Annotated in this window: 5 protein-coding genes; 1 reads left to right on the forward strand and 4 read right to left on the reverse strand. The window is 65.6% G+C overall.

Annotation, left to right across the window (positions count from 1 at the left end; all coding sequences use genetic code 11):
• Positions 1-8: 8 nt before the first annotated feature.
• The 3 genes from CH305_RS26395 to CH305_RS26405 form a co-directional block, all read right to left on the reverse strand.
• Positions 9-20918, reverse strand: a complete 20910-nt coding sequence (locus CH305_RS26395; protein ID WP_256983995.1) for a non-ribosomal peptide synthase/polyketide synthase — start codon at positions 20916-20918, stop codon at positions 9-11.
• 283 nt (positions 20919-21201) lie between these two features.
• Complete coding sequence (locus CH305_RS26400; protein WP_032376623.1) at positions 21202-21627, reverse strand: PPOX class F420-dependent oxidoreductase; 426 nt, start codon at positions 21625-21627, stop codon at positions 21202-21204.
• 95 nt (positions 21628-21722) lie between these two features.
• Positions 21723-23180 carry an amidohydrolase gene (locus CH305_RS26405; RefSeq protein WP_094705510.1) on the reverse strand — a complete coding sequence of 486 codons (1458 nt, stop codon included), beginning with the start codon at positions 23178-23180 and terminating at the stop codon, positions 21723-21725.
• A 73-nt stretch (positions 23181-23253) separates the two neighbouring features.
• Here CH305_RS26405 and CH305_RS26410 point away from each other — a divergent pair, with 73 nt between their 5' ends.
• Entirely contained in the window at positions 23254-23688 is a 435-nt protein-coding gene (locus CH305_RS26410) for a thioesterase family protein (protein WP_094705512.1), read from the forward strand.
• Here CH305_RS26410 and CH305_RS26415 read toward each other — a convergent pair.
• Positions 23664-25610: an acetoacetate--CoA ligase gene (locus tag CH305_RS26415; RefSeq protein WP_037147795.1), complete on the reverse strand. Its 1947-nt coding sequence runs from the start codon at positions 25608-25610 to the stop codon at positions 23664-23666. The genes CH305_RS26410 and CH305_RS26415 overlap by 25 nt on opposite strands.
• Positions 25611-25623: the final 13 nt, after the last annotated feature.

The raw sequence follows: 25623 nt of genomic DNA on the forward strand, positions 1-25623 counted from the left end.
GCCGCCGCTCACGATGACGCGATCACCGACTCCGCACGTTCGATCAACGATGCCAGAGCCGTGGTGAGCCCTTGTGCACCGAGGGCCGGAAGTATGCCGGGCACCAGAGCGGACAATGTCACCGTCATGAGTGCCTGCGGCTTCATGGCACCGCCCATCGTCGCCGACGTCTGCGCCACTCTGGTGTTCATCGCCGCGAACGTCACTCGCGTCGACTCGTGCTCGAACGCGATCTCGTCCGGTGCCACGGCAGCGGCCTGCGCCACCAACTCGGGCAGGTCGTCGATCGTCTTCGGAGTGGCCTTGGGTGCGAACTCGGCCTTCTCGTCGTCGGTGAGAACGTCGATTGAGCCCACGGCCACCGTCGGATCGGCCGTGACCGCCTCGAGGATCTTTCCGAAGCGCTCGGCGAAGGTCGCGACACTCGCCTCGGTGAACAGCGCCGTGGCGTAGGTGAACGTCGCCTCGATCGCAGCGAGTGATCCCGCCTCGTCGAACGACTCGACCGCGGTCAACTGCAAGTCGAACTTCGCCTGGTCGTCGCCGGCGTCGAGCGCATCGATGCGTAGTCCTGGCAGCTCGAACGTTCCGGTGGTGTGGTTCTGGAACGTCAGCATCACCTGGAACAACGGCGTGTACGCAGTGGACCTGGCCCGACCGAGCGCATCGACGAGCCGCTCGAACGGTACGTCCGCGTTGCCGAACGCAGCGAGATCGGTCTCCTTGGCCTGCTGCAGCAGATCCAGGAACGAATCGGCGCGCTGCACTCGGGTTCGCAGAACCAGGGTGTTGACGAACATGCCGACCAGGTCGTCCAGTTTCTGCTCACCGCGGCCGGCGCTCGGCGTGCCGATGCTGATGTCGGTGGAGTTGCTCAGCCGCGAGAGCAGGACAGCGAACGCGCTGTGGACCACCATGAACGTGGTGGCCGCGTGCTCGCGCGCGATCGCCTCGATGCGACCGGCGACATCCCGGCCGACGGTGAACCGATAGGCCGCGCCGTGCATCGACGGCCGAGCCGGACGCGGTGAATCCGTCGGCAGTTCGAGCACTTCCGGAGCTCCGGACAGTCTCTCGGTCCAGTAGGACAGCTGTCGGGCGAGCGCGCTGTCCGGGTCGGTCTCGCTGCCGAGTACCTCGCGCTGCCAGATCGCGAAGTCGGCGTATTGGACGTCGAGCGGCTCCCACGCGGGCATGCCTCCGTCGACGCGTGCCGTGTAGGCCACCATCACGTCACGGATGAGCGGGCCCATGGAGAAACCGTCGGCAGAAATATGGTGCGCAACGACGGCCAGCACGTGCTCGTCTCCACCGATCGCGAGCAGAGCTGCACGGACCGGCACCGCGCTCGTGACGTCGAAGCCGGTTCCCAGTACTTCCATCAGGCGGGCAGGCAACGCGTCTCGGTCGACCTTCTCCGGGGTCAGGTCGACCCCGACGTCGGCGACCGATCCGATGAGTTGCATCGGACCGTCCGCGCCCTCCGGATACCGGGTCCGCAGAATCTCGTGTCGGGCCACCACGTCGTCGAACGCCGCCGCGAGAGCAGCTACGTCGAGCTCGCCGGTCAATCGGACCGCCACCGGGATGTTGTATGCGGCGGACTCCGGATCGACTCGGTTGATCGTCCACATCCGGTCCTGGGCCACCGAGAGCGGCAGCACTTCGGGCCGCGCGACCGAGGTCAGCTCCCGACGGGCTCCCCCACCGACGAGGGGCGCGATGTGAGCTGCGAGGCCCTCGACCGTCGAGGCGGTGAACACAGCGCGTACCGGAACCTGCGCATCGAGCGCCTGTCCGAGACGGGACACCAACTGCGTTGCGATCAACGAGTTTCCGCCGAGCGCGAAGAAATCGTCGTCTCGTCCGGCGCGGTCGAGGCCGAGCAGATCGACGACGGTCTGCGCGACGATCTCCTCGACGGGTCCCACCGGTGCCCGGAACTCGGCTGTCTCGAACTGCGGGTGCGGAAGTGCCGCGCGATCGAGCTTGCCGTTGGCGTTGAGCGGAAGCCGTTCGAGCACAACGAACGCGGCCGGGACCATGTACGACGGCAGCACGCGCGCGAGATCCTTCTCGGCCGCCGCCGTGTCGGGAGCCGATCCGTCGACACCCACCAGGTACGCGACCAACTGCTGACCGACCACCGAGTCCCGGTGGACCACCACGGCAGTCTCGGCGATCTGAGGCAGTGCGCGCACGGCGGCTTCGATCTCGCCGAGCTCGATCCTGAATCCCCGGATCTTGACCTGGAAGTCGACTCGGTCGACGTACTCGAGTCGTGCACTTTCGGCACCCTCGGAATCGCCGTCCGCCAGACGCCACCGCACCAGGTCTCCGGTGCGGTACATCCGCCCGCCGTCCACCGAGAACGGGTTCGCAACGAATCGTTCCGCAGTGAGATCCTGGCGGCCGAAGTACCCGCGTGCGAGCTGATCACCGGCGAGGTACAGCTCGCCCGTGATTCCGGCCGGAACCGGGTGCAGACGCGAATCGAGAACGTGGACAGCAGTGTTCGCTTCCGGCACACCGATGGGAACGACAACCGTGTCGGCATCGGTCACCGGGTGAGCCGTCACCGACACAGCGGCCTCGGTCGGCCCGTACAGGTTGTACAGCTCGGCGGTGTTCCGACGCCGGAAGTCCTGCGCCAGAGCAGCCGGAAGTGCTTCGCCGATGGCCAGCACACGGCGCAAGGAGGGTCCGAGGGAACCGCCTGCGACAGTGGTCAGCATCGTCAACGTCGACGGCACCAGATGCAGCGTCGTCACCTCGTGCTCGCGGATTGCCGCCAGGAGGTAATCCGGATCGCGATGCCCGTCGGGAGCCGCGATGACGACTCGTCCGCCTGACGTCGGCTGAGACCAGAACTCCCACACCGAGAGGTCGAACGTTGCCGCCGTCTTGAGCAGCGACGCGTCCTCGGTACCGAGGCCGTACTCCTCACGCATCCACTCGAGTTGATTGACGATGGCACCGTGGCTCACCGCGACGCCCTTGGGTCGCCCGGTCGAACCGGAGGTGAAGATGACGTACGCGGTGTTCTCCGGGCGCAGCAACGACGTCCGCTCGTGCGGAGCCACCGGCTCGGCGGAATAGCCGGACAGGTCCAGCTGTGTGATGTCGACGGCCGTCGCGACCGAGGCGATCCCGTCCTCGTCTGCACCGTTCGCGGCGACGAGCACACACAGGGGTTCGGCCGTCTCGAGGACGAACGAGTTGCGTTCGAAAGGCTGATCCGGGTCGAGCGGAACATACGCACCGCCCGCGGCCGAGATCGCGTACATGCCGACGAGGAGATCGACGGAGCGCCGAATTGCAAGGCCCACACGTACTTCGGGTCCGACCCCCACAGAGATCAGGTGACGCGCCAGCCGTGCGACGCGATCGGAGAACTCACCGTAGGTGAGTGTGCCGTCGTCGTGGATCAGAGCCACCGCGCTGCGATCTCGCGCGGCCGATGCAGCGAACAGGTCGGTCAGCGTGCTCTCGGAGATGCTGCGATCCGTGTCGTTCCAGCGCGAGACGATGGTCTCGCGCTCGTCGCCGAGCAGGAGATCCAGATCGCCGATGGCCGTCGCAGGCGATGCGACTATCGCGGCCAACAGTTGCTGGAACCGATCGACCAGAGTCCGGGCGGTTCGCTCGTCGAACAGATCGGTGGCGTAGGTCAACATGGCCCCGAACCCGCCGTTCTCGCCGCTCTGCGGGTCGCTCGATCCGGGCGTATCGGTGACGATCAGGTGCAGATCGAACTGAGACGTCGTCGAGTCGGTGTCGAGTGCCGAGATGTCGAGACCGTCCAACTCGAAGCTGCGGCGCACGAAGTTCTGGAAGGAGAAACCCACCTGGAACAGCGGATGCCGAGCCGTCGAACGTGCCGGATTCACCACCTCGACCAGACGCTCGAACGGAATGTCCGCGTGTGCGAATGCCTGCAGGTCGGTCTCGCGAGCCGCGACCAGAAGGTCCTCGAAGCTGGCATCGGCGCGCGCGTCGAGACGCAACACCAACGTGTTGACGAACATGCCGACGAGATTCTCGATCTCCGCTTCGCCGCGGCCGGCGATCGGAGTACCGACCACGATGTCCTGCGATCCGGAGATGCGAGCCAGCAGTGTTGCGAATGCTGCGTGCACGGCCATGAACACCGTGGCGTTGTGGGTACGCGCGAGTGCGACCAGAGCAGCCCGGACATCGGCATCGATGCGGAAATCGATGCGGCTGCCGCGGAAGGTCTGCTCGGCAGGCCGTGGGTGATCCAACGGCAGGTCCAGTTGCTCGGGAAGGTCGGCCAACGCGTCCGTCCAGTACCGAATCTGTTGCGCTGCGATCGAGTCGGCATCGCCGTCGTCGCCGAGCACCTCCCGCTGCCACAGCGCGTAGTCGGCGTATTGGACGGCCAGTGGAGACCACTGCGGATCGGACCGGCGTGAGCGCGCGGCGTACGCCGTCATCACGTCGGTCGAGAGGGGAACGGTCGACAACCCGTCGGCACTGATGTGGTGGATGACCATTCCGAGCACGAACTCGGTGTCGGACACCCGAAAGAGCACCGCCTGCAACGGGATCGACGCGGTGACGTCGAAGGTGGTCGCCAACAGTTCACCGACGCGGGTAGCGACGGATTCGGCATCGGTGTCCACGACGGTCAGTGCTGTGCGCACCTCGGACATCGGCACGATCACCTGCTGTGGTCCGTCCGGTGAGTCCGGGTATACCGAACGCAGGGTCTCGTGGCGTTCGATCACGTCGAGGACAGCCTGCTCGAGCGCGTCGACGTCGAGGTTGCCGCTCAACCGCATCGCGAACGGGATGTTGTAGGCCGTCGACGAGTTGTCGAACCGGTTGAGGAACCACATGCGCTGCTGCGCCAGCGACAACGGGACGAAGTCCGGGCGCGGCCGCGCCACCAGCGCAGGGCGCTCGGGCCCGGAGCTGCGTTCGACACGGTGCGCCAGCGACTCGACCGTCGATGCCTCGAACAGCATCCGCACCGGCACGTTTCGGCCGAGGGCGGCACCGATCCGCGAAACCACCTGGGTTGCAACGAGCGAGTTTCCACCGAGCTCGAAGAAGTCGTCGTCGAGTCCGACGCGATCCACTCCCAGCACACCGGCGAAGACACCGGCAACGATCTCCTCGATCGGGGTGGACGGCGAACGGAACTGCCGAAGCTGAGCTGCGGGCGCGGGAAGCGCGCGCCGGTCGAGCTTTCCGTTGACCGTCAACGGAATGGTGTCGAGTACGACGAACGCGGACGGCACCATGTAGTCGGGGAGGTTCTCGGCGACCGACGAGCGCAGGGTGTCGACGTCCACGACAGCACCCGCAGCGGGCACCACGTATGCAACCAGTCGCGCCGAGCCCGGAGTGTCCTCGCGAGCGATCACGGCTGCCTGGCCCACGGTCGCCGCTGCGACGACAGCGGATTCGACCTCGCCCAGCTCGATCCGGAATCCGCGGATCTTGACCTGATCGTCGGCTCGCCCGACGAACTCGAGTTCCCCCGAACCGGACCACCGTGCGACGTCGCCGGTGCGGTACAGCACCGATCCGTCCGCAGCGAACGGATCGGCCACGAAACGGGTGGCGCTCAATCCTGCTCGTCCGAGATATCCGCGCGCGACCTGGCCGCCCGAGACGTACATCTCGCCGGGAACTCCGACCGGAAGAAGCCCGAGCCGGGAGTCGAGTACGTAGACCGCGAGTCCTGTAATCGCCCGTCCCACCAGAGATCCCGAGGCGGACGCGGCCGAGGTCACATCGAGCTCGCGGTGCGACACGTGCACCGTGGTCTCGGTGATTCCGTACATGTTGACCAGTCGCGGACGACTGTCACCGTGCCTGGCGAACCAACCGGACAGCCTGCGCAGCTCGAGTGCCTCGCCACCGAAGATCACGAACCGCAGCGCGTAATCGGCCGCTGTGGCGGCGGTTCGATCGGCCTCGTCCAACTGGTAGAAGGCCGACGGTGTCTGGTTGAGCACGGTGACCCGCTCGGAAACCAGCAACTCGCGCAGAGCTTCCGGTGACCGTGACGTGTAGTAGTCCACGACGACCACGGTGCCGCCGGTGGTGAGCGGCCCCCACAGCTCCCAGACCGAGAAGTCGAAAGCGAAGGAATGGAACAGCGTCCACACGTCCTCGGGACCGAAGTCGAACTCGCTCTGTGTGTTCGCGAGCAGGCGAACGACATTGCGATGCGGAATCACCACGCCCTTGGGCTTACCGGTGGACCCCGACGTGTAGATCACGTAGGCGACGTGTGCGTCGGAGCGCGGTGAACGCAGTTCGGTCGGGTTCAACGGCGCAGTGTCGACCGCGTCGTCGGACGAGTCGATCTCTACCCGCGGCAATGTCGTCGGCAGATCCACCTCGACCCCGGACCAGGTCAACAGGGCGGCAGGACGCGAGTCGGTCAGCACGAACTCGATGCGATCGGCCGGGTAGGACGGATCGATCGGGACGTAGCCGCCACCGGCTTTGAGCACGCCGAGCAAGCCGACGACGAGGTCGGTGGACCGCGGAAGAACCACGGCGACAAGGCTTTCCGCCCCCACTCCGACCGCCGACAGGCGGCGGGCCAGAGCATTGGATGCCTCGTCGATCTGCCGGTAGGTCGAGCTGCGATCGCCGAACACCACGGCAACCGATTCGGGTGCCTCGGCGGCGCGAGCGGCGAACAGGTCCACCAGCGTCTCCGGCGTATCCGCGACGGCGGGTGCCGTACGGGCAAGCGCCAGAACGTGGTCACGCTCGGCCGTGTCCATCAACTCGATGGTTCCCACCGGAGCGCCGTAGTTCTCGGCGACCGTGTCGAGGATGCGCAACAACCGGGTACCGAAGCTACGGGCGGTGTCCTCGTCGTAGAGGTCGCGAGCATAGGTGACGTCGAGTCGCGTGCTGCCGTCGGCATTGTCGGTGAACGTGAACTGCAGATCGAACTTGGCCGTGACGATGTCGAGGTCGAGTCCGCGCACGTGCAGTCCGGGCAGCTCGAGTTCGGTCTGCTCCATGTTCTGCACGGTCAGCATCACCTGGATCAACGGGTGTCGCGCGGCCGAACGAGCCGGATCGAGAGCCTCCACGAGACGCTCGAACGGTACGTCCGCGTGGCCGAAGGCCGACAGATCCGTTTCCCGGACATGTTCCAGCGCAGCGACGAACGACGAATCCAACGCGACGTCCGTGCGCAACACCAGGGTGTTGACGAACATGCCGATCACATCGTCCAGTGCCGCGTCGCCGCGGCCCGCGACCGGCGTACCGATCGCGATGTCCCGCTCACCCGACAGTCGCGCGAGCAGTACGGCGAGTGCGGTGTGCAGCACCATGAACAGAGACGACCGATGGTCGCGGGCCAGATCCACCAGGCTCGCCCGGGTTACAGCACCGACAGTGAGGACGACGTTTCCGCCGCGATACGACGCAGTGTCCGGGCGAGGCCGATCACCGGGGAACGTGATTTCGTCGGGTAGTCCGGACAGCGTGTGCGACCAATGCCGAATCTGCGTCGCGATCGGCGACTGCGGGTCGTCCTCGGAACCGAGCTCCGCGAGCTGCCACAGGGTGTAGTCCACGTAGCGAACCGGCAGTGGTTCCCAGTTCGGTGCCGCGCCGGAAGACCTGGCCCCGTAGGCGATCATCAGATCACGGGTCAACGGTCCCATCGAGTAGCCGTCGGCAGCGATGTGGTGGGTCACGAACGCAAGGACGTGACGGTCCTGTTCGATCCGCAGCAACGCTGCGCGCAGCGGCGGTACCGTCGCAACGTCGAATCCGCCCATGAACAGATCGGTGAGCGCACCGACGACCTCGGCCTCGGCGACCGAACGGGCGTGCAGTTCCGGAACCACCAGCGCGGCGTCGACGATGACCTGCGACGCAGTTCCGTCGACCTCGGGATACATCGTGCGCAACGACTCGTGGCGCTCGACGACGTCGGCGACGGCGGCAGCCAGGGCTTCGACGTCGAGCGTGCCGGTCAGCTCGATGGCCACCGGAAGGTTGTTCGTTGCGGCGTCGACGTCGAACTGGTTCAGGAACCACATTCGGCGTTGCGCGAGCGACAGCGGGACCGTCTCGGGCAACTCGCTGCGCACCAACGACTTTCGTCCACCGGAACCGGTCTGTTCGTCGAGTCGGGCTGCGAGCGCAGACACCGTGGCGGCCTCGAAGATCGCGCGAACCGACACGGTGGTGTCGAGTGCGACGCCGATACGCGACGCCACTCTCGTCGCCACCAGTGAGTTTCCACCGAGTGCGAAGAATTCGTCGTCCGCACCCACTCGGTCCACGCCCAGAATCTCGCGGAACACATCGGACACAACCATTTCCGTGGCCGTGCTCGGTGCTCGGAACTCGCGCTGAACGATCTCGGGATCCGGGAGCGATCGACGGTCGAGCTTGCCGCTCGGTGTGAGAGGCAGGGAATCGAGCACGACGAACGCCGCAGGGACCATGTACGAGATCAATGAACCCGCGGCTGTCTCGGTCAGCTCGGCCGGGTCGAGGGTCGACCCAGGAGTAGGCACGACGTACGCGACGAGCTGATCGCCGGTCACCTCGCTCGAATGCACGAGCACCACAGCCGATCCGACACCCGGATGGCGCCGCAACACGGTTTCGATCTCGCCCAGTTCGATGCGCAGACCGCGAAGCTTGACCTGGAAGTCGGTGCGGCCCAGGTATTCCAGGACCCCACCCGATCCGGCGATGCCCGGACGGTTCTCGTCACGCCAACGGACCAGGTCGCCCGTGCGATACATTCTGTCGCCGCGCTCGCCGTAGGGGTCGGCGACGAAACGGTCGGCGGTCAGATCGGAACGGTCCAGATATCCGCGCGCCAACTGCACACCCGCGAGGTAGAGCTCGCCGGCGACTCCGGGAGCAACCGGTCGCAAACGTGAATCCAGCACATACGTGTGGGTATTCCACACCGGGGCACCGATCGGCACCACGTCGACGTCGGCCTCGGTCACGTCGTACGAGGTCACCTCGACCGCAGCCTCGGTCGGACCGTACAGATTGTGCAGTGTCGTGTTCGGCAACACGGCCCGTAGTCGAGCGCCCACGCCAGCGGACAGAGCCTCACCGGACGCGAACACCATCCGCAGCGACTCGGCGCGCGAAACACCGTCCTCTCCGACGAACACCTCGAGCAGTGCAGGCACGAAATGAGCAGCGGTGATGGATCGTTCGACGATGAGATCGACGAGATACGTGGGGTCGCGGTGACCGTCCGGTTTCGCGATCACCAACGTCGCACCGATCTGCAACGGGAAGAACAGCTCCGGTACCGAGACGTCGAACGTCACCGGGGTCTTCTGCAGCATCACGTCGTCGGCAGTCAGAGGGAAGTGCTCTCGCATCCACGACAGGCGGTTGACGATGGACATGTGTGTCACCGCAACACCCTTGGGGGTACCGGTGGAACCCGAGGTGAAGATGACGTACGCGGCGTTCGACGGCAGCAGTGGGGCACGTCGATCCGCGTCACCGATCGGAGCGTCCGACACGTCGAGACCCGCGGCCGAATTCTCGGCGATGTCGAGAACGGGGACGTCCGAGCCGAAGGAGAACCCGTCGCGGTCGGTCGTCAGGATGCAGACCGGAGCCGCGGTGTCGAGGATGTGGCCCGTACGTTCGGCAGGCTGGTCCGGATCGATGGGTACGTAGGCACCGCCGGCCGTGACGATGGCATGAATGGCGACGAGCAGCTCGATCGACCGACGAGCGGCGACGGCAACCGATGTCTCCGGCCCGACTCCGCGAGAGATCAGCACGCGAGCGAGTCGGTTGACGCGACACGAGAACTCCGCGTACGTCAGCGACTCACCCTCGAACACCAGAGCCGTTGCGTCCGGTGTCTTCTCGACCTGGGCCTCGAACAACGAGACCAAGGTCTGCGAGCGGTCGACGGGATGCTCGGTGTCGTTCCACTCACGGAGGACTCGGGTGCGTTCACTGTCGTCGAGAAGCTCGATCTCGCCGACCACGGCCGCGGGGTTCTCCGCGACCGAACCCAGGACGGTGACCAACCGCTCGCACAGAACGAGGACGGTGTCCTCGTCGAACAGATCCGTCGCGTAGGTGACGTCGACGACCATGCCCTGTGGGGCACCGGCCGGACCGATCTTCTCCACGAAGGTGAATTGGAGATCGAACAGCGAGACCACGGTTTCGAAGTCGACGGTGGACACCGACAGTCCCGGCAGTTCCAGGTCTTTCTGACCCAGGTTCTGGAACGCGAGCACCACCTGCACGAGGGGATGACGAGCCGTGGATCGGGCGGGATTGAGGATTTCGACCAGTCGCTCGAACGGTACGTCCACGTGGGCCAGAGCCGACAGGTCGGTTTCTCGGGCGTCGGCAAGCACCTGGTCGAACCGCCGGGACGTATCGATCTCGGTGCGCAGGACCAGGGTGTTGACGAACATGCCGATCAGGTCGTCGAGAGCGGCCTCGCCACGACCGGCGACCGGAGTACCGATCGCGATGTCGGCTTCACCGGACAACCGCGACAGCAGTACCGCCAGCGAGGTGTGCACCACCATGAACAGCGAGGCGTTCTCGGCTCTCGCAGCGTCGATCAGGCCGCGATGCAGATCCTCGTCGATCGAGAAGCGCACCAGCGCACCGCTGTTCGAGGCGACGGCGGGCCGCGGACGATCCGACGGCACATCCAACTGGTCGGGTAGACCTGCCAATGCCGTTGTCCAGTAGTCGATCTGCTGCGAGACAATGGAGGTGGGATCACTCTCGGAACCGAGGACCTCGCGCTGCCAGAGGCTGTAGTCGGCGTAATCGACCGGCAGCGGAGACCAGTACGGTTCCTGGTTCATCGACCGCGCGGCATAGGCATTCATCACGTCACGAGTCAGCGGACCCAGAGAGAATCCGTCGGCCGCGATGTGATGGACGACGAACACGAGCAGGTGCTCGGTGGGACTGACCTCGAACAGCCTCGTCCGGAACGGTAGGTCCTTGGACAGGTCGAAGCCGGTGGTGGCCAGTTCGCGCATCGCGTCCGCTACGTCGTGTGCGGCTATGTCGACAGGCGTCAGGTCGGGGGTGGCCGACTGCGCGTCGACGATCACCTGATGTGCGGTGCCGTCCGTCTCGGGGAACACCGTGCGCAGAGACTCGTGCCGAGCAACGACGTCGGACACCGCGATCTGCATCGCGCGGCGGTCGAGCAGACCGGACAGGCGCACGGCGATCGGGATGTTGTTGGCTGCCGATTCCACGTCGAACTTGTTCAGGAACCACATGCGCTGCTGGGCCAACGACAGCGGTATGTGTTCCGGCCTCTCCTGCGACACCAGTGGCGGGCGACTACCGGTGGCGACCAGCGTGCCCAACCGAGCAGCGAGGTCGGCCACTGTCGACGTGTCGAAGAGCTCCCGCACCGCGATGCGGGTATCCAGAGCGACGCCCAGCCTGGACACCAATTGTGTTGCGATGAGCGAGTTTCCGCCGAGATCGAAGAAGTCGTCGTCGAGACCGACCCGCTCGATACCCAGCACCTGAGCAAAGACGTCGGCGACGACACGTTCGATCTCGTTCGTCGGTTCCCGGTACTCGGTCACCTCGAAGGCGGGATCGGGCAACGTCTTTCGATCGAGCTTTCCGCTCGCGCCCAGTGGGAATTCCGCGAGCACGATGAGAGTCGACGGCACCATGTATTCCGCCAGTCGTGCCCGAAGCGCGGCCAGTACGGCTCCGGTGTCCACCGAGGCACCGGACGGTACGACGTACCCGACGAGTTGTTCGCGGCGCACGACGACGACCGCCTGGGAGATCGAACGCTGCGCCAGCAGTGCAGATTCGATCTCGCCGAGTTCGATGCGCAGGCCGCGAAGCTTGACCTGGAAGTCGGAACGTCCGACGTATTCCAGTTCGCCGTGTCGGTTCCATCGCACGACGTCGCCGGTGCGGTAGAGACGAGCTCCATCCGTCGCGAACGGATGCGCCACGAATCGATCCGCGGTCAGATCGGGGCGACCGACGTAGCCACGAGCCAACTGTGTACCCGCAAGATAGAGCTCACCCGCGACTCCGACGGGAGTGGGGTTCAGTCGCGAATCCAACACGTACACCGCGGTGTTCCACACCGGAGCACCGATCGGCATGACATCCGAGTCTTCGTCCGTCACAGCGTGATACGTCACGTCGACCGCGGCCTCCGTCGGACCGTACAGGTTGTGCAGCGCCACTCCCCCGATCGCCCGGCGCAGCGCCCGGGCCGTGGTGGGAGCCAGAGCCTCACCGGAGGCGAACACCAGCCGCAGGGAGGCACCGGACGTCCTGCGCCGTTCTACCTCCGGAACGAAGACGGACATCATGGAGGGCACGAAGTGCACCACCGAGACATGCTCGCGTGCAATGACATCGAGCAGGTACAACGCGTCTCGGTGACCGTCCGGGACGGCGATGGCCACGGACGCGCCGTTCTGCAGGGCCCAGAAGAACTCCCACACCGACACGTCGAAGGTCGACGGAGTCTTCTGCAGCACCACGTCGTCGGCATTCAACCGGTACTCGTGCTGCATCCACAGCAGGCGGTTGACTATCGCTTCGTGCGACACCCCGACGCCCTTGGGTCGGCCTGTCGATCCGGACGTGAAGATCACGTAGGCGGTGTTCGAGGGTCGTAGCGGGGCGATTCGATCGGCGTCGGTCAGCGGAGCCGACGACAGCGTCGACACGTCGAGCGTGTCGATGTCGATCGTTTCGACTCCGGCGAACTCCACGTGATCGCGCGTGATGGACAGCACTCGGATCGGTGCCGCCGTGGCCACGATGTACTCGTTGCGGTCGGCCGGCTGCTTCGGGTCGATCGGAACGTAACCCGCTCCCGCCTTGACGATCGCATACATGCCGACGAACAGATCGAGGCTTCGACCGACAGCGAGTCCGACCAGGGAGTCGGGCTCCACTCCGATCGAGACCAGATGGCGCGCAAGGCGATTGGCTCTCGCGGCGAACTCCGCATATGTCAGCCGCTCCCCCTCGAACACCAGCGCCGGTGCATCGGGAGTCTCGGCGACCTGACGGTCGAACAGGTCGACGAGCGTCACCTGCTTCGGCACGTCGTGTTCGGTGTGGTTCCACGCCGTCACGACTCGCGCGCGCTCACCGTCGTCGAGAAGATCGATGTCTCCCACCGACACCGACGGATCGGCCACCACTGCGGTGAGCATCCGCACGAAGCGATCGGAGAAGCCGCGCACCGTCTCCGCATCGAACAGGTCGGTCGCGTACGTCAACTCGGCGGCCATGCCCTGTCCGCGCCCGTCCACTCCGATCGACTCGGTGACGGTCAGCTGAAGATCGAACTTCGCCACCTCGGCATCGAGGGCGACGCTGTCCACCGACAGACCTGGCAGGTCCACGTGCGTACGAGTGAGGTTCTCGAACGAGAGCATCACCTGGAAGAGCGGATGCCGCGCCTGCGAACGCGACGGATTCAGCACCTCGACCAAGCGCTCGAACGGAAGGTCGGCGTGCCCGAACGCACCGAGCGCTACTTCTCTTGCGCGCCCGATCTGCTCCGAGAACGTGCGACCCGCTTCGATATCGGTACGCAGTACGAGCGTGTTGACGAACATGCCGACCACGTCGTCGAGGGCTGCGTCGCCGCGACCGGCGACCGGGGTGCCGATCGCAATGTCCTCGGTGCCCGAGAGGCGCGCGAGCAACACTGCCAGAGCAGCGTGGACGACCATGAACAGTGACGCGTTGTGCGTATGGGCCAGCGAAGAGAGGCCGCGATGGACCTCGGCCGGCACCTCGAAGCGGATCGACGAGCCCTGGTAGGACTGGCGATTCGGGCGAGGTCGGTCGGTCGGCAGATCGAGCTGATCCGGCAACCCGGCCAGCATCCGAGCCCAGTAGTCGACCTGGCCGGAGATCAGCGATTCCGGATCGTCCTCCGATCCGAGGACGGAGCGCTGCCACAGGCTGTAATCGGCGTACTGCACCTCCAACGGCATCCATGCCGGGTTCTCCCAGGCAGTGCGCGAGGCATACGCGATCATGATGTCGCGCGCCAGCGGGCCCATGGACCATCCGTCGGCCGAAATGTGGTGCACCACCATGGCGATGACGTGTTCGCGAGGGCCGATCTCGAACAGTCGGGCCTGAATCGGAACATTGACGGTCACGTCGAACGTCGTCGAAGCCAACGTGAAGACCTGCCGCTGGATGTCGGCCGCAGACGTCGGAATGGGCATCAGATTCGGCACCGTCTGAGCGGCGTCGAGAATGGACTGCTGTGGGCCGTGGGCGGTATCGGGGTACACCGTGCGCAGCGACTCGTGCCGGTCGATCACGTCCATGATCGCAACCTGCAGTGCCGCGACATCCAGCTCGCCGGTCAACTTCAACGCGAACGGAATGTTGTACGCGGTGGAATCGGCGTCGAACCGGTTGAGGAACCACATTCGCTGCTGCGCCAGCGACAGCGGGATTCGCTCCGGCCGCACCGCCGCGACCAGCGCGGTGCGTCCACCTTCGCCCGCGGCTTGCTCGACCCGCACCGCGAGCAGGGCGACGGTCGAGGCCTCGAACAACATGCGCACCGGAACAGTGGCATCGAGTGCCACGCCCAATCGTGAGACCACCTGGGTGGCGATCAACGAGTTGCCGCCGAGCTCGAAGAAGTCGTCGTCGAGCCCCACCCGCTCGACCCCGAGCACGTCTGCGAAGACGTCGGCGACGATCTCCTCGATCGGCGTGGTCGGAGCGCGGAACTCGCGGACCTCGAACACCGGTGCCGGCAGCGCCCGGCGATCGAGCTTGCCGTTGACCGTCAACGGAATGGCTTCCAGCACAACGAAAGCGGACGGCACCATGTATTCCGGAAGAGCTGCAGCGATACCGGCCCTGAGGTCTTCGATGTCGACGATCGGGCGACCCTCGACCGCAGCGGAGACCACGTACGCCACCAGACGCGCCGCGCCAGGCGAATCCTCACGAACGACGACGGCAGCCTGGGTGACCGTCGGCTGCGCTGTCACCGCGGCCTCGACCTCGCCCAGCTCGATGCGGAATCCGCGCACCTTGACCTGATCGTCCGAGCGTCCGAGGTACTCGAGTTCTCCCCCGGCGTTCCATTGCGCGAGGTCACCCGTTCGGTACAGCAGCGCCCCATCCTCGGACCCCGAGGCGAACGGGTTCGCTACGAAGCGGGTCGATGTCAGCGCTCGGCGACCCAGGTAACCGCGGGCGAGTTGTCCACCACCGACGTACATTTCGCCGGGAACACCCACCGGAACCGGATGCAGTCGGGTATCGAGCACGAACACGCGCAGACCGGCGATCGGCTTGCCGACCACCGATGCACTGGTCCCCACGGACGCAGAACCGAGCTCACGGTACGACACGTGGACGGTGGTCTCGGTGATGCCGTACATGTTGATCAGCCGCGGTGCGGTGTCCCCGTGCCGCTCGAACCACCCGGTGAGCCGACGCTGCTCGAGTGCTTCACCACCGAAGATCACGTACCGCAGCGACAGCTCACCTCCGTCGGTCACCGCGACGCGATCGGCCTCGGAGAGCTGATAGAACGCCGATGGCGTCTGGTTCAGCACTGTCACCCGCTCGTCGACGAGCAGTCGGTGGAATGCCTCGGGCGAACGCGAGGTGAAGTAGTCCACGACCACCAATGTGCCGCCGTAGAGCAACGGGCCCCACAGCTCCCACACCGAGAAGTCGAATGCGTAGGAGTGGAACATGGTCCACACGTCGTCGGCACCGAAGCCGTAGACCGAATCGGTGTTGGCGAGCAGCCGAACCACGTTGCGATGCGGCACCATCACGCCCTTGGGTCGACCGGTCGAGCCCGAGGTGTAGATGACGTAGGCGACGTTGTCGGGACGCAGGGGACGCGTACGTTCTTCGTCGGTGACGACGCCGTCCGCCATCCACACGAGATCGACGGTGTCCATGTCGAGCAACGTTGCGCCGGTGTGTGATTCGACATCCACCGGCAACTCGACGCCTTCGGCACCGGAGTACAGCACGGTGGTGGGCCGAGCATCGTCGAGCATGTACTCGACGCGGTCGAGCGGGTAGCTCGGATCCACCGGAAGATAACCGCCGCCGGCCTTGACGACCGCCACGAGGGCGACGATGAGCTCTGCCGACCTCGGCAGGGCGACGGCGACCAGGCTCTCGGGGCCGACGCCATGGGAGATCAGGACTCGGGCAAGACGATTGGTGCGGGCGTCGAACTCGGCGTACGTCATCGACGTGCCGCCGAAGCGCACCGCGACGGCGTTCGGCTTCTCGGACGCCGCTGCGTCCAGGAGGTCGACCAGCGTTACCTCACGAGAGACGTCGACTCCCGACGCGTTCCATTGCGATGCCACGCATTCGTACTCCGCGGCATCGACGATGTCGACGTCACCGACAGGAACCGTCGGGTCGATGGTGACAGCGTCCAGAATGTCGAGGAATCGGCGCGCGAAACTGTTCACGAGTTCTGCATCGAAGAGATCTGTGGCGTACTCGAACACCGCGTCGATGCCCGCGGGCACTCCGTCGTCGAGGTGCTCGGTCAGCCACAGCTGGACGTCGAATTTGGCGATGGGAACATCGAATTCGGCGGCTTCCGCGCGGAGTCCACCGACTTCGAGCTCGCGCGACATCGCAGATTCCAACGAGATCGCAACCTGGAACAACGGATGCCTCGACGTCGAGCGCACCGGATTGAGCACCTCGACGAGTCGCTCGAACGGCACATCCGCGTGGGCGTACGCAGACAGGTCGGTGTCGCGGACTCGTTCGAGGAGTTCCTCGAACGTCAACGCGGGATCGACGTCGGTGCGCAACACGAGGGTGTTGACGAACATGCCGACCAGGTCGTCGAGTGCGGGCTCGCCGCGGCCCGCAACCGGTGCTCCGATGGCGATGTCGGTGGTGCCGCTCAGTCGGGCGAGCAGCAGCGCGTACGCGGCCTGCATCACCATGAACAGCGAGGCGTTGTTCGCGCGCGCCAGGTGTGCCAACGAGGCGTGCAGCCCCGCCGGAACGTCGACGCGCAGCTTGCTGCCGGCGTTCGAGGACACCGCAGGGCGCGGCCTACTCGACGGCAGGGCCAGCTGATCGGGCAGATCCTCGAGAGTCGCGCTCCAGTAGGCGATTTCACGGGAGGCCATCGACAGCGGATCGGTCTCGGGGCCGAGCACAGCCCGCTGCCACAACGCATAGTCCGCGTACTGGACCTCGAGCGGCGTCCATTCCGGTGCGCGCCCGTTGATCCGGCTCGCGTAGGCCACGAGCACGTCCCGTGCGAGCGGACCGAACGACGCCCCGTCGGCGGCGATGTGGTGCAGCACCATGGCGAGTTCGTGCTCGGTCGGTGAGATCTCGAAGAGCGCGATTCGGAAGGGTGTGTCGACCGTGACGTCGAAGCCCTTTCCGACCAGTTCGTGCAGGCGACCGCCCAGGTCGCGGCGGTCGATGCGCACCGGCAGGATCGTTGCCGGGGTGCGAGCTGCCTCGAGCACGACCTGCTCGGGTGAGCCGTCCACCTCGGGGTACACGGTCCGCAACGTCTCGTGTCGATCGACGACGTCGGCGAATGCAGCCGACAGGGCGACCACGTCGAGGGGGCCGGTCAGACGGACGGAGAACGGCAGGTTGTACACCGCAGTGGTGGGGTCGAAACGGTTGAGGAACCACATGCGCTGCTGCGCAGGCGAGAGCGGGATGCGCTCGGGCCGTTCCTTGGCCTCGAGCACCGGTACGTCCGCTCCGAGCCGAGCCGCCGATTCCGCCCTGGCCGCGAGCGCGCCGACGGTGGGCGCCTCGAACAGTTCCCGGACGCCGAGCCGCACTCCCAGTGCACTGCCCACTCGGGTCACCAACTGAGTAGCGATCAGCGAGTTGCCACCGAGCTCGAAGAAGTCTTCGTCCAGACCGACCTTGGAGGCCCCGAGCAGATCCTCGTAGATGCCCGCCACCACGTAGTCCGCACGGCTCTTCGGTGCCCGATACTTCTTCGCGCTGCTGAACACGGGTTCCGGCAACGCTTTTCGATCCAGCTTTCCGCTGGTGTTCAGCGGGAGAGAATCGAGGACGACCACCGCCGCGGGCACCATGTACGACGGCAACGCGTGTCCTGCGAATTCGATTGCTGCTGCGGATTCGATGGATCGCCCCGGAGCCGCGACGACATAGGCCACCAACTGGTCACCGGTGACCGTCTGCGCCACCAGAGTCACTGCCTGCGAGATGGATTCGTGGGAGAGCAGAACCGTCTCGATCTCGCCGAGCTCGATGCGCTGGCCGCGGAACTTGACCTGAAAATCGGTGCGTCCTATGTAATCCAGAACTCCGTCACTACGCCAGCGCACGAGGTCGCCGGTGCGGTACATCCGGTCGCCGCCGACGCCGAACGGATTGGCCACGAAGCGATCCGAACTCAGATCCGGCCGGCCCACGTACCCGCGCGCGAGCTGCACTCCGGCGAGGTAGAGCTCACCCGACTCGCCGATCGGTGTGGGGCGCAAGCGACTGTCGAGAACGAACGCCTTCGTGTTCCATTCGGGCACACCGATCGGAACTGTCCGACTGTCCTGCGGGCCGCTGGGGTAGTACGTCACGGAGACGGCAGCCTCGGTGGGGCCGTAGAGATTGTGCAGTCCCGCAGGGGATATCGCCCGGAACGACGCGGCGGTCTCGACCGGCAGCGCCTCACCGATCACGAACACGTGTCGCAGCGAACTGCACGTGTGCACCGGCGCATTGGCGACGAAGACCGTCAACATGGACGGCACGAAATCGGTGACGGTGACTCGGTGTTCGGCAATCTTGTTGGCCACGTACACCGAATCGCGATGCCCATCGGGTGTCGCGAGCACCATCGTCGCGCCGACCCGCAACGGAAGGAAGAACCCCCAGAGCGAGACGTCGAAGGTGGTGGCCGTCTTCTGCAGATAGACGTCGGAGGCGTCCATCGGGTACTCCGCGAGCATCCACTCCATCTGGTTGTGGATCGCCCGATGCTCGACCGCCACGCCCTTCGGTCGTCCGGTCGAGCCGGACGTGTAGATCACGTATGCGGTGTTCGAAAGACGCAGTGGCGCGGTACGTTCGGCGTCGCGGATCGGCGTGGTGGACCGCGAGGCGTAGTCGAGAAGATCGACTGCCACCGTCTCGGTTCCATCGGGCAGGGCAACGTCGTCGGACGAGGAGATCAACACACAGCGCGGCTGCGCGGAGTCCAGGATGTACGCCGTGCGCTCGGCGGGGTGGTCGGGATCGATCGGCACCCAGGCACCGCCGGCCGCCACGACGGCGTACATGCCGACGACGAGGTCGAACGAACGACGGATCGAGAGTCCGACGAGCGTCTCGGGGCCTACGCCCATCTCGATCAGGTGTCGAGCGAGCACGTTCACTCGCGCCGCGAGATCGCCGTAGGTGAGCGCCTCGCCCTCGTACACGAGCGCTGTTGCGCCGGGATTCGCTGCAGCTGCCGCTTCGAAGGCCGACAGCAGCGTGAGCGGGTCGGTTTCGTGATCGGTGGCGTTCCATTGCGCCACGACCAACTCACGCTCGTCACCGTCCGTCAGCGCGAGATCCCACACCCGATCGTTCGGAGCCGACGCCACGAACCGACCGATGAAGTCGACGAACCGTTCGTGGTTTCGCCCGGACTGCTCCGACCCGTACAAGTTGGGGTTGGACTCGAAGTCGATGTGGGTCGAGGAACCGGCCACGCTCGTGTACAGGTTGAGCCCGAAATCCTCGATCAGGCCGGTGGAGAGGATGTTGATGCCGCCGACCATCGAACCCAGGCGTACCTCGCCGAAGAACAGCATGATGTTGACCCACGGGCCGAAGAACGATGCCTGACCGCTGGCACCGCCCGCGTCACGGCGAATGTCCTCGTGCCGGTATCGCTGGTGCCGCAGGGCCCCGGAGACCTCGGCGTTGACGCGTCCGAGAAGGGTTTCGACGGTGGTGTCGCCTGCGACATCGAGCCGCAGAGGCACGACGTTGGAGACCATTCCGCCGGAGCGGCGAAGGACCGCGGTGGTACGCGCAGTCACCGGGAGCGAGAGCACGACGTCCTCGCGGCCGGTCATCTGAGCGAGGTAGGCGGCGAAAGCACCGATGACGATGGTGGCCATCGTCGTGTCGGTCCGGGCGCGCAGGGCCTCGAGCCGTTCCATGGTTTCGGCGGACAGAGCTGTGCTGTCGATCTGACTCTTCGCCGCGGGCGGTGCCGTGTGACCGGCCAGGGTGGTGACCCCGTCGATGCCCTCGATGCGCGACGCCCAGTACTCGCGGTCGGCCTCGAAGCGGGTCGAGTCTCGGTAGGCCACGTCGATGTCGTAGACCTTGGTCAGATCCGACGCCAGATTCTTGGTCGGCTCGACGCCGTCCACTTCTGCCGTGTACAGCTCCGCTGCGCGGTTCATGAAGGTGACGGCACCGAAACCGTCGAGCACCACGTGGTGAACGCGCTCGTACCAGAACCACACATCGTCGTCCAGGCGCAGAACGGTGGCGGCGATCAACCGGTCTCGGAGGATGTCGATGGGCGCGCTGTAGTCGTCGTGCATCCACTTCAGAGCGGCGGCGCGCGGGTCGGCTTCACCGCGCAGGTCCAAGCAGTTCAGGGAGTCGTCGAGAGTGGGGTCGACGGTCTGCCGAGGCTCGGCATCGACCTCGAGGAGACGCACGAATCCGGACTGCAGCTCGAGCGCAGCCTGGGACGAGGCCCGGCGGAGAAGCTCCACATCGAGATCACCGTGCAGTTCGATGTACTGGGCGATGTTCGCGGGTACCGCCGGGTCCACGTGCTGCGCGAACCACATTCCCAATTGGGCCGGTGACAGGGGGAACGACGAATGCTCAGGACTGCCGACTCCGTCGTCGTGTCCAGCACCTTCCACACCTAGCGGGTCCAATCGATGCCTCTCTTTCCCACAATCACACGCGCCCCCACCGGCTGCTGAACCAGCAGCGATCGGTGGGCACCGAACACGTCGAGCAAGTTGCTTACTTCGGTCTCTATTTTCTCACCGGCGACAACTCGAAGTTACCTTTCAGTACATATCCGTACGTATGTACAGGACCGTTACAAGTCGGTACCCGTTTCGGGCTCACCCGACACACTCCGACTCGATTCGGCACCCGGTCAATCTACAGTGCCGACCGCGGAGAGATCGTCGGTCGTCATGCCGTCATGTCGAAAGCGGCGATCACCTTGTTCGGCGTCACCCGAACGATCAATTCGCCCGGAACACCGTTCCTGGTGCCGAACTCCTCGGCGCGCTCGCGGCCCATGTACCGGGCCCCGATCTCGGTTGCGGTGCGAACCAGCTCCGCCGGGTCCTCGTCGACGGATGCGATGCCCTGCACCTGGACGAAACCGTACGGTGGCTGCTCGAGATCGACGGTCAGGACCACGCGGGGGTCACGGCGAATCGACTTGCCCTTGGCCGTGTCTGCTCCCGTGTTGAACACGATCTGGTCGCCCTCGACGAGGAACCAGATGGGTGCCACCAGGGGCCTCCCGTCGGAGGCGAGGTACCCGAGCTTGCCGGTGCGGGTTCCCGAAGACAGAAACTCGCGCACACGCGGATCGGTGATCGACGTCATCGCAGTTACGCTACGCGGCCACACCGACAACATCGATCACCCCGCGCGCGCTGTGTGTCCTTCCTGGTACGAGCCGCGCGCCAGACCGGATGCGCCTACACAGCAGCCGCGTGGGTGAGCGCGCCTGCACAGATCGTGGCCCTGATCTCAGTTTCTGGGAGATCGTGCACCGTGCGGTGCTCGGGATGCTCGACGAGCACGACGATGTCCGCCGCGTCCCCGACTCGGAGGGCCCGGCGACCGCCACACGCGGCCTGCAGCGCGGCGTCGAGGGGCACTGCTTCCTCGACGTGCCACGGGGGTCGGTCGTCGTCGGTTCGGAACACCGCGGCGGCGACTCCGGCCAGCGGTTCGGGTGGACTGACCGGGGCATCGGAGCCGAAGAGCAGTCTCGCCCCGCTGCGGTGGAGCGTTCCGTAGCCGTAGGCGACCGAGCGACGCCCGGACCACAAATCCTCCGCGATGTCGCGATCGGACATGGCGTGCTGCGGCTGCACCGATGCCGCGACACCCAATGCGGCGAAACGTCCGATGTCCTCCGGCAGGATCTGCTGAGCATGTTCGATTCGACCACCGCAGCCGGCCCGCTCGAAAGCATCGAGTGCGATGCTGTTGGCGCGGTCGCCGATCGCATGGATCGCCGGCACGATGCCACTGCGTGAGGCCCGCGAGACGAGCTCGAACAGACTCTCCCGAGTCTCGAGCAACAGACCGTAGGCGTCGTCCCCGTCGATGCCCGGGTACCGGTCGTGGCAGCACGCCGTTCTGGTGTTGAGCGAACCGTCGAGCATCACCTTGAGCGGTCCGCGCCTGATCAGTTCCGAGAGCGCCGAGACGTCGCCGGTCCGCTCGCCGCGTTCGATCGCTTCGTCGAGCCACTGCGGCCATACCGTCGTGTCGACGCGTACTGCGGGAGAACCGGCCGACAGGCGTCGATCCCAGACCGTCCTGTTGTCCGCGAACTCGAAGTCGACGACGCCGGTGACTCCGCGGACCGCCAGCGCTGCGGTGGCGTCGAGTACGGCCCGATCGAGTTCCGCCGGGTCTTCCTGTTCCTCGAGTGCCATGACCGCTTCGAGGCCGTCGACATCGCGCAGCACCCCGGTGGGGTGATCGATTCCCAGATCTGCGAGTAACGCCGGGCTCAGCCACAGCGTGTGCAGGTCCATGCTCGTCATGGCCACGCGGGCACCGGGCAGTGCACTCTCGAGCAGATCCTTGTGCGGCTCCTCCGGCCACTGCGCGTCCCGGAAGCCGTTGGCGCGCACCACCGAATCGCCTGCAGTCCGCGCATAGGGGTACACCAGCGCGACGGCATCGGCCGCCGACGTGGCAGGCCCGACATCGATACGCCGACGCGCCGCCGCCCATTGAGTCAGGTGTACGTGACTGTCCACGAACCCGGGCAGGGCAACCCCACCTCCCCCGTCGAGCACCTCGACGCCGGTACCGCGTGGACTGCCGGCGGGGACGATCGACGCGATGACCGAGCCGACGAGTTCGATGTCGAAGAGCACGCCGGAACCATCCAGTGCGACGTTGGCGATTATCACCCCTGGGACTCTAGAGCGTCGCCACCGTAGTCGCGCATGCCATCCTCTAGCAATGAAAACAGAGCCTGGTGCGATGCAGACAGAGCCGACCGGACCCGTCGGGTATCACGCGACCGTCACAGTGCGCTGGTCGGACATGGACGCATTTGCGCACATCAATCACGCCCGGTTGGTCACCTTGCTCGAAGAGGCGCGTATCGAATGGCTGCTCAGTGAGGGCGAGGCGAACGAGAGCTTGATCAAGAGTGCGTTGATCGCCAATGTGGCCATCGCATACAAGAAGCCGCTCCGGCACTCGGACGGTCCCCTCGACGTCACACTGTGGTTCGAGAAGGTGCGAGCCGTCGACTTCACCATCGGGTACGAGGTGCGGGCAGCAGGCGCGGCATCGGATTCGCCACCGGCGGTGGTGGCGACCACCCGGATGGCGATGGTCGACGTCGGTGCCGAGACCTTGCGCCGCATCGCGCCGGAAGAGAAGGCCTATCTCGCCCGCTGGACTCGCTGATATTCGGCCGCCCGGTCGACGAACCACGCCAACGCAGCCGGATCGTCGACGGCGCTGGATTCGAGAGTGCTTGTCGCCGTGGCACCTTGGAAGAGTCGCTTGAGTGGCACCTCCAGCTTCTTCCCGGTTCGCGTGTGCGGGATTGCCGGCACCGCGATGACGTCGTCGGGAACGTGTCGCGGCGACGCCTGCGTTCTGATGATCGATTCGATGTGTCCGCGCAGTTCGTCGGTGAGACCGTCCGGAACGACCACGAACAAGGGCATCCAGTAACCACCGTCTGCCAGCTCGACGCCCAGAACGAGTGCCTCGGTGATCTGGTCCAGTGACTCCACGGCCTGATAGATGTCGGCGCTCCCCATTCGAATGCCATTGCGGTTCAGGGTCGAATCGGATCGACCGTGCACGAGAACACTGCCGTGATCGGTGATGGTGATCCAATCACCGTGACGCCAGATTCTCGGGTAGGTGTCGAAATAAGCGTCGCGGTAGCGAGTTCCGTCGGCGTCGTTCCAGAAGTACAGCGGCATCGACGGCATCGGCTCGGTGACGACCAATTCACCGACCGACCCCCGCACCGAGTTGCCGTCCTCGTCGAAGGCGTCGAGCGCAACGCCGAGGAACGGCACGGAGAGCTCTCCGGCCCATACCGGGGCGGTTCGCACTCCCCCGGCGAACGCCGACACGACGTCGGTACCGCCCGAGATGGAGAAGACCGGTATCTGCGCACCGATGTTCTCCGACAACCAGATCGATGAGGATGCAGGCATCGCGGACCCGGTGATACCGACCGCTCGCAGAGCCGACAGGTCGTGATCGGTACCGGGATGCGTGTCGGCCTTGATGCACGAGAGCACATAGCCGGGGCTGGTACCGAGGTACGTCACACCCAGCCTGGCTGCGATGTCCCACAGCGCATCCGGCGTGGGGAACGACGGATTACCGTCCGCACAGACGATGGTGGCACCGGTCAGCAGGCCGGCTATCTGGAAGTTCCACATCATCCAGCTCGGGCTGGTGTACCAGAAGAACACATCCTCGGGACCCAGATCGGAGTGCAGGGCAACAGATTTGAGGTGCTCGAGCACCACACCGCCGTGACCGTGCACGATCCCCTTGGGTAGACCTGTGGTGCCCGACGAGAACACGACCCACAGTGGGTGATCGAACGGGACGGCCACCGGTACCAGGTTTCGGCTGTCGGCGGTGGCGTCGGACCAACTCTGCGCCGTTCCCGACGGTTCGCCGATCGTCACCACTGCCCGCAGAGTCGGAAGGCCTTCGACGAGAGCATCGACATCGGCGGCCTTGTCTCGGAACTTCCCTCCGTAGGTGTATCCGGCGGCGGTGATCAGTGCCGTGGGTTCGAGTTGTCCCAGACGATCACGCGCGGCCGAGGCCGAATAGTCCTGCCCACAGGCGGACCACACAGCGCCCAGGCTCGCGGTCGCCAAGAAAGCGATCACTGCTTCCGGAACATTCGGGAGATAGCCGACGACGCGATCGCCGCGCCGAACCCCCTTGTCTGTGAGCGTCCCCGCGAGCGCGCCCGCCTGCTCGATCATCTCCGCCCATGTCACGGTCCGGACGGAGCCGTCCTCGCGAGCATGGACGATGGCCGCGCGATCGGGGCGAGCATGCCTGATCACCTGGTCCACGTAGTTCAGCTCGGTTCCCGGAAACCACTGCGCGCCCGGCATTCCGCGTTCACCGAGCACGATGGTCGGCTCGGCGGCCGAGCGGATCTCGAAGAAATCCCACACTGCTCGCCAGAAGAGTTCCAGCTCGGTCGTCGACCAACGCCACAGCGCCTGATAGTCAGGCAACGTCAGAGGGTGACGTTGCTCGACGAACCGCGCGAACTCGGTCACCCGAGCCTCGGCGAGATCGGAATCCGTCGGCGTCCACAGCGCACTGTCCATGCATGCGAGTATG

Origin of the sequence: Rhodococcus sp. 15-649-2-2, from assembly GCF_002258645.1 — a bacterium.
Lineage (GTDB): Bacteria > Actinomycetota > Actinomycetes > Mycobacteriales > Mycobacteriaceae > Rhodococcoides.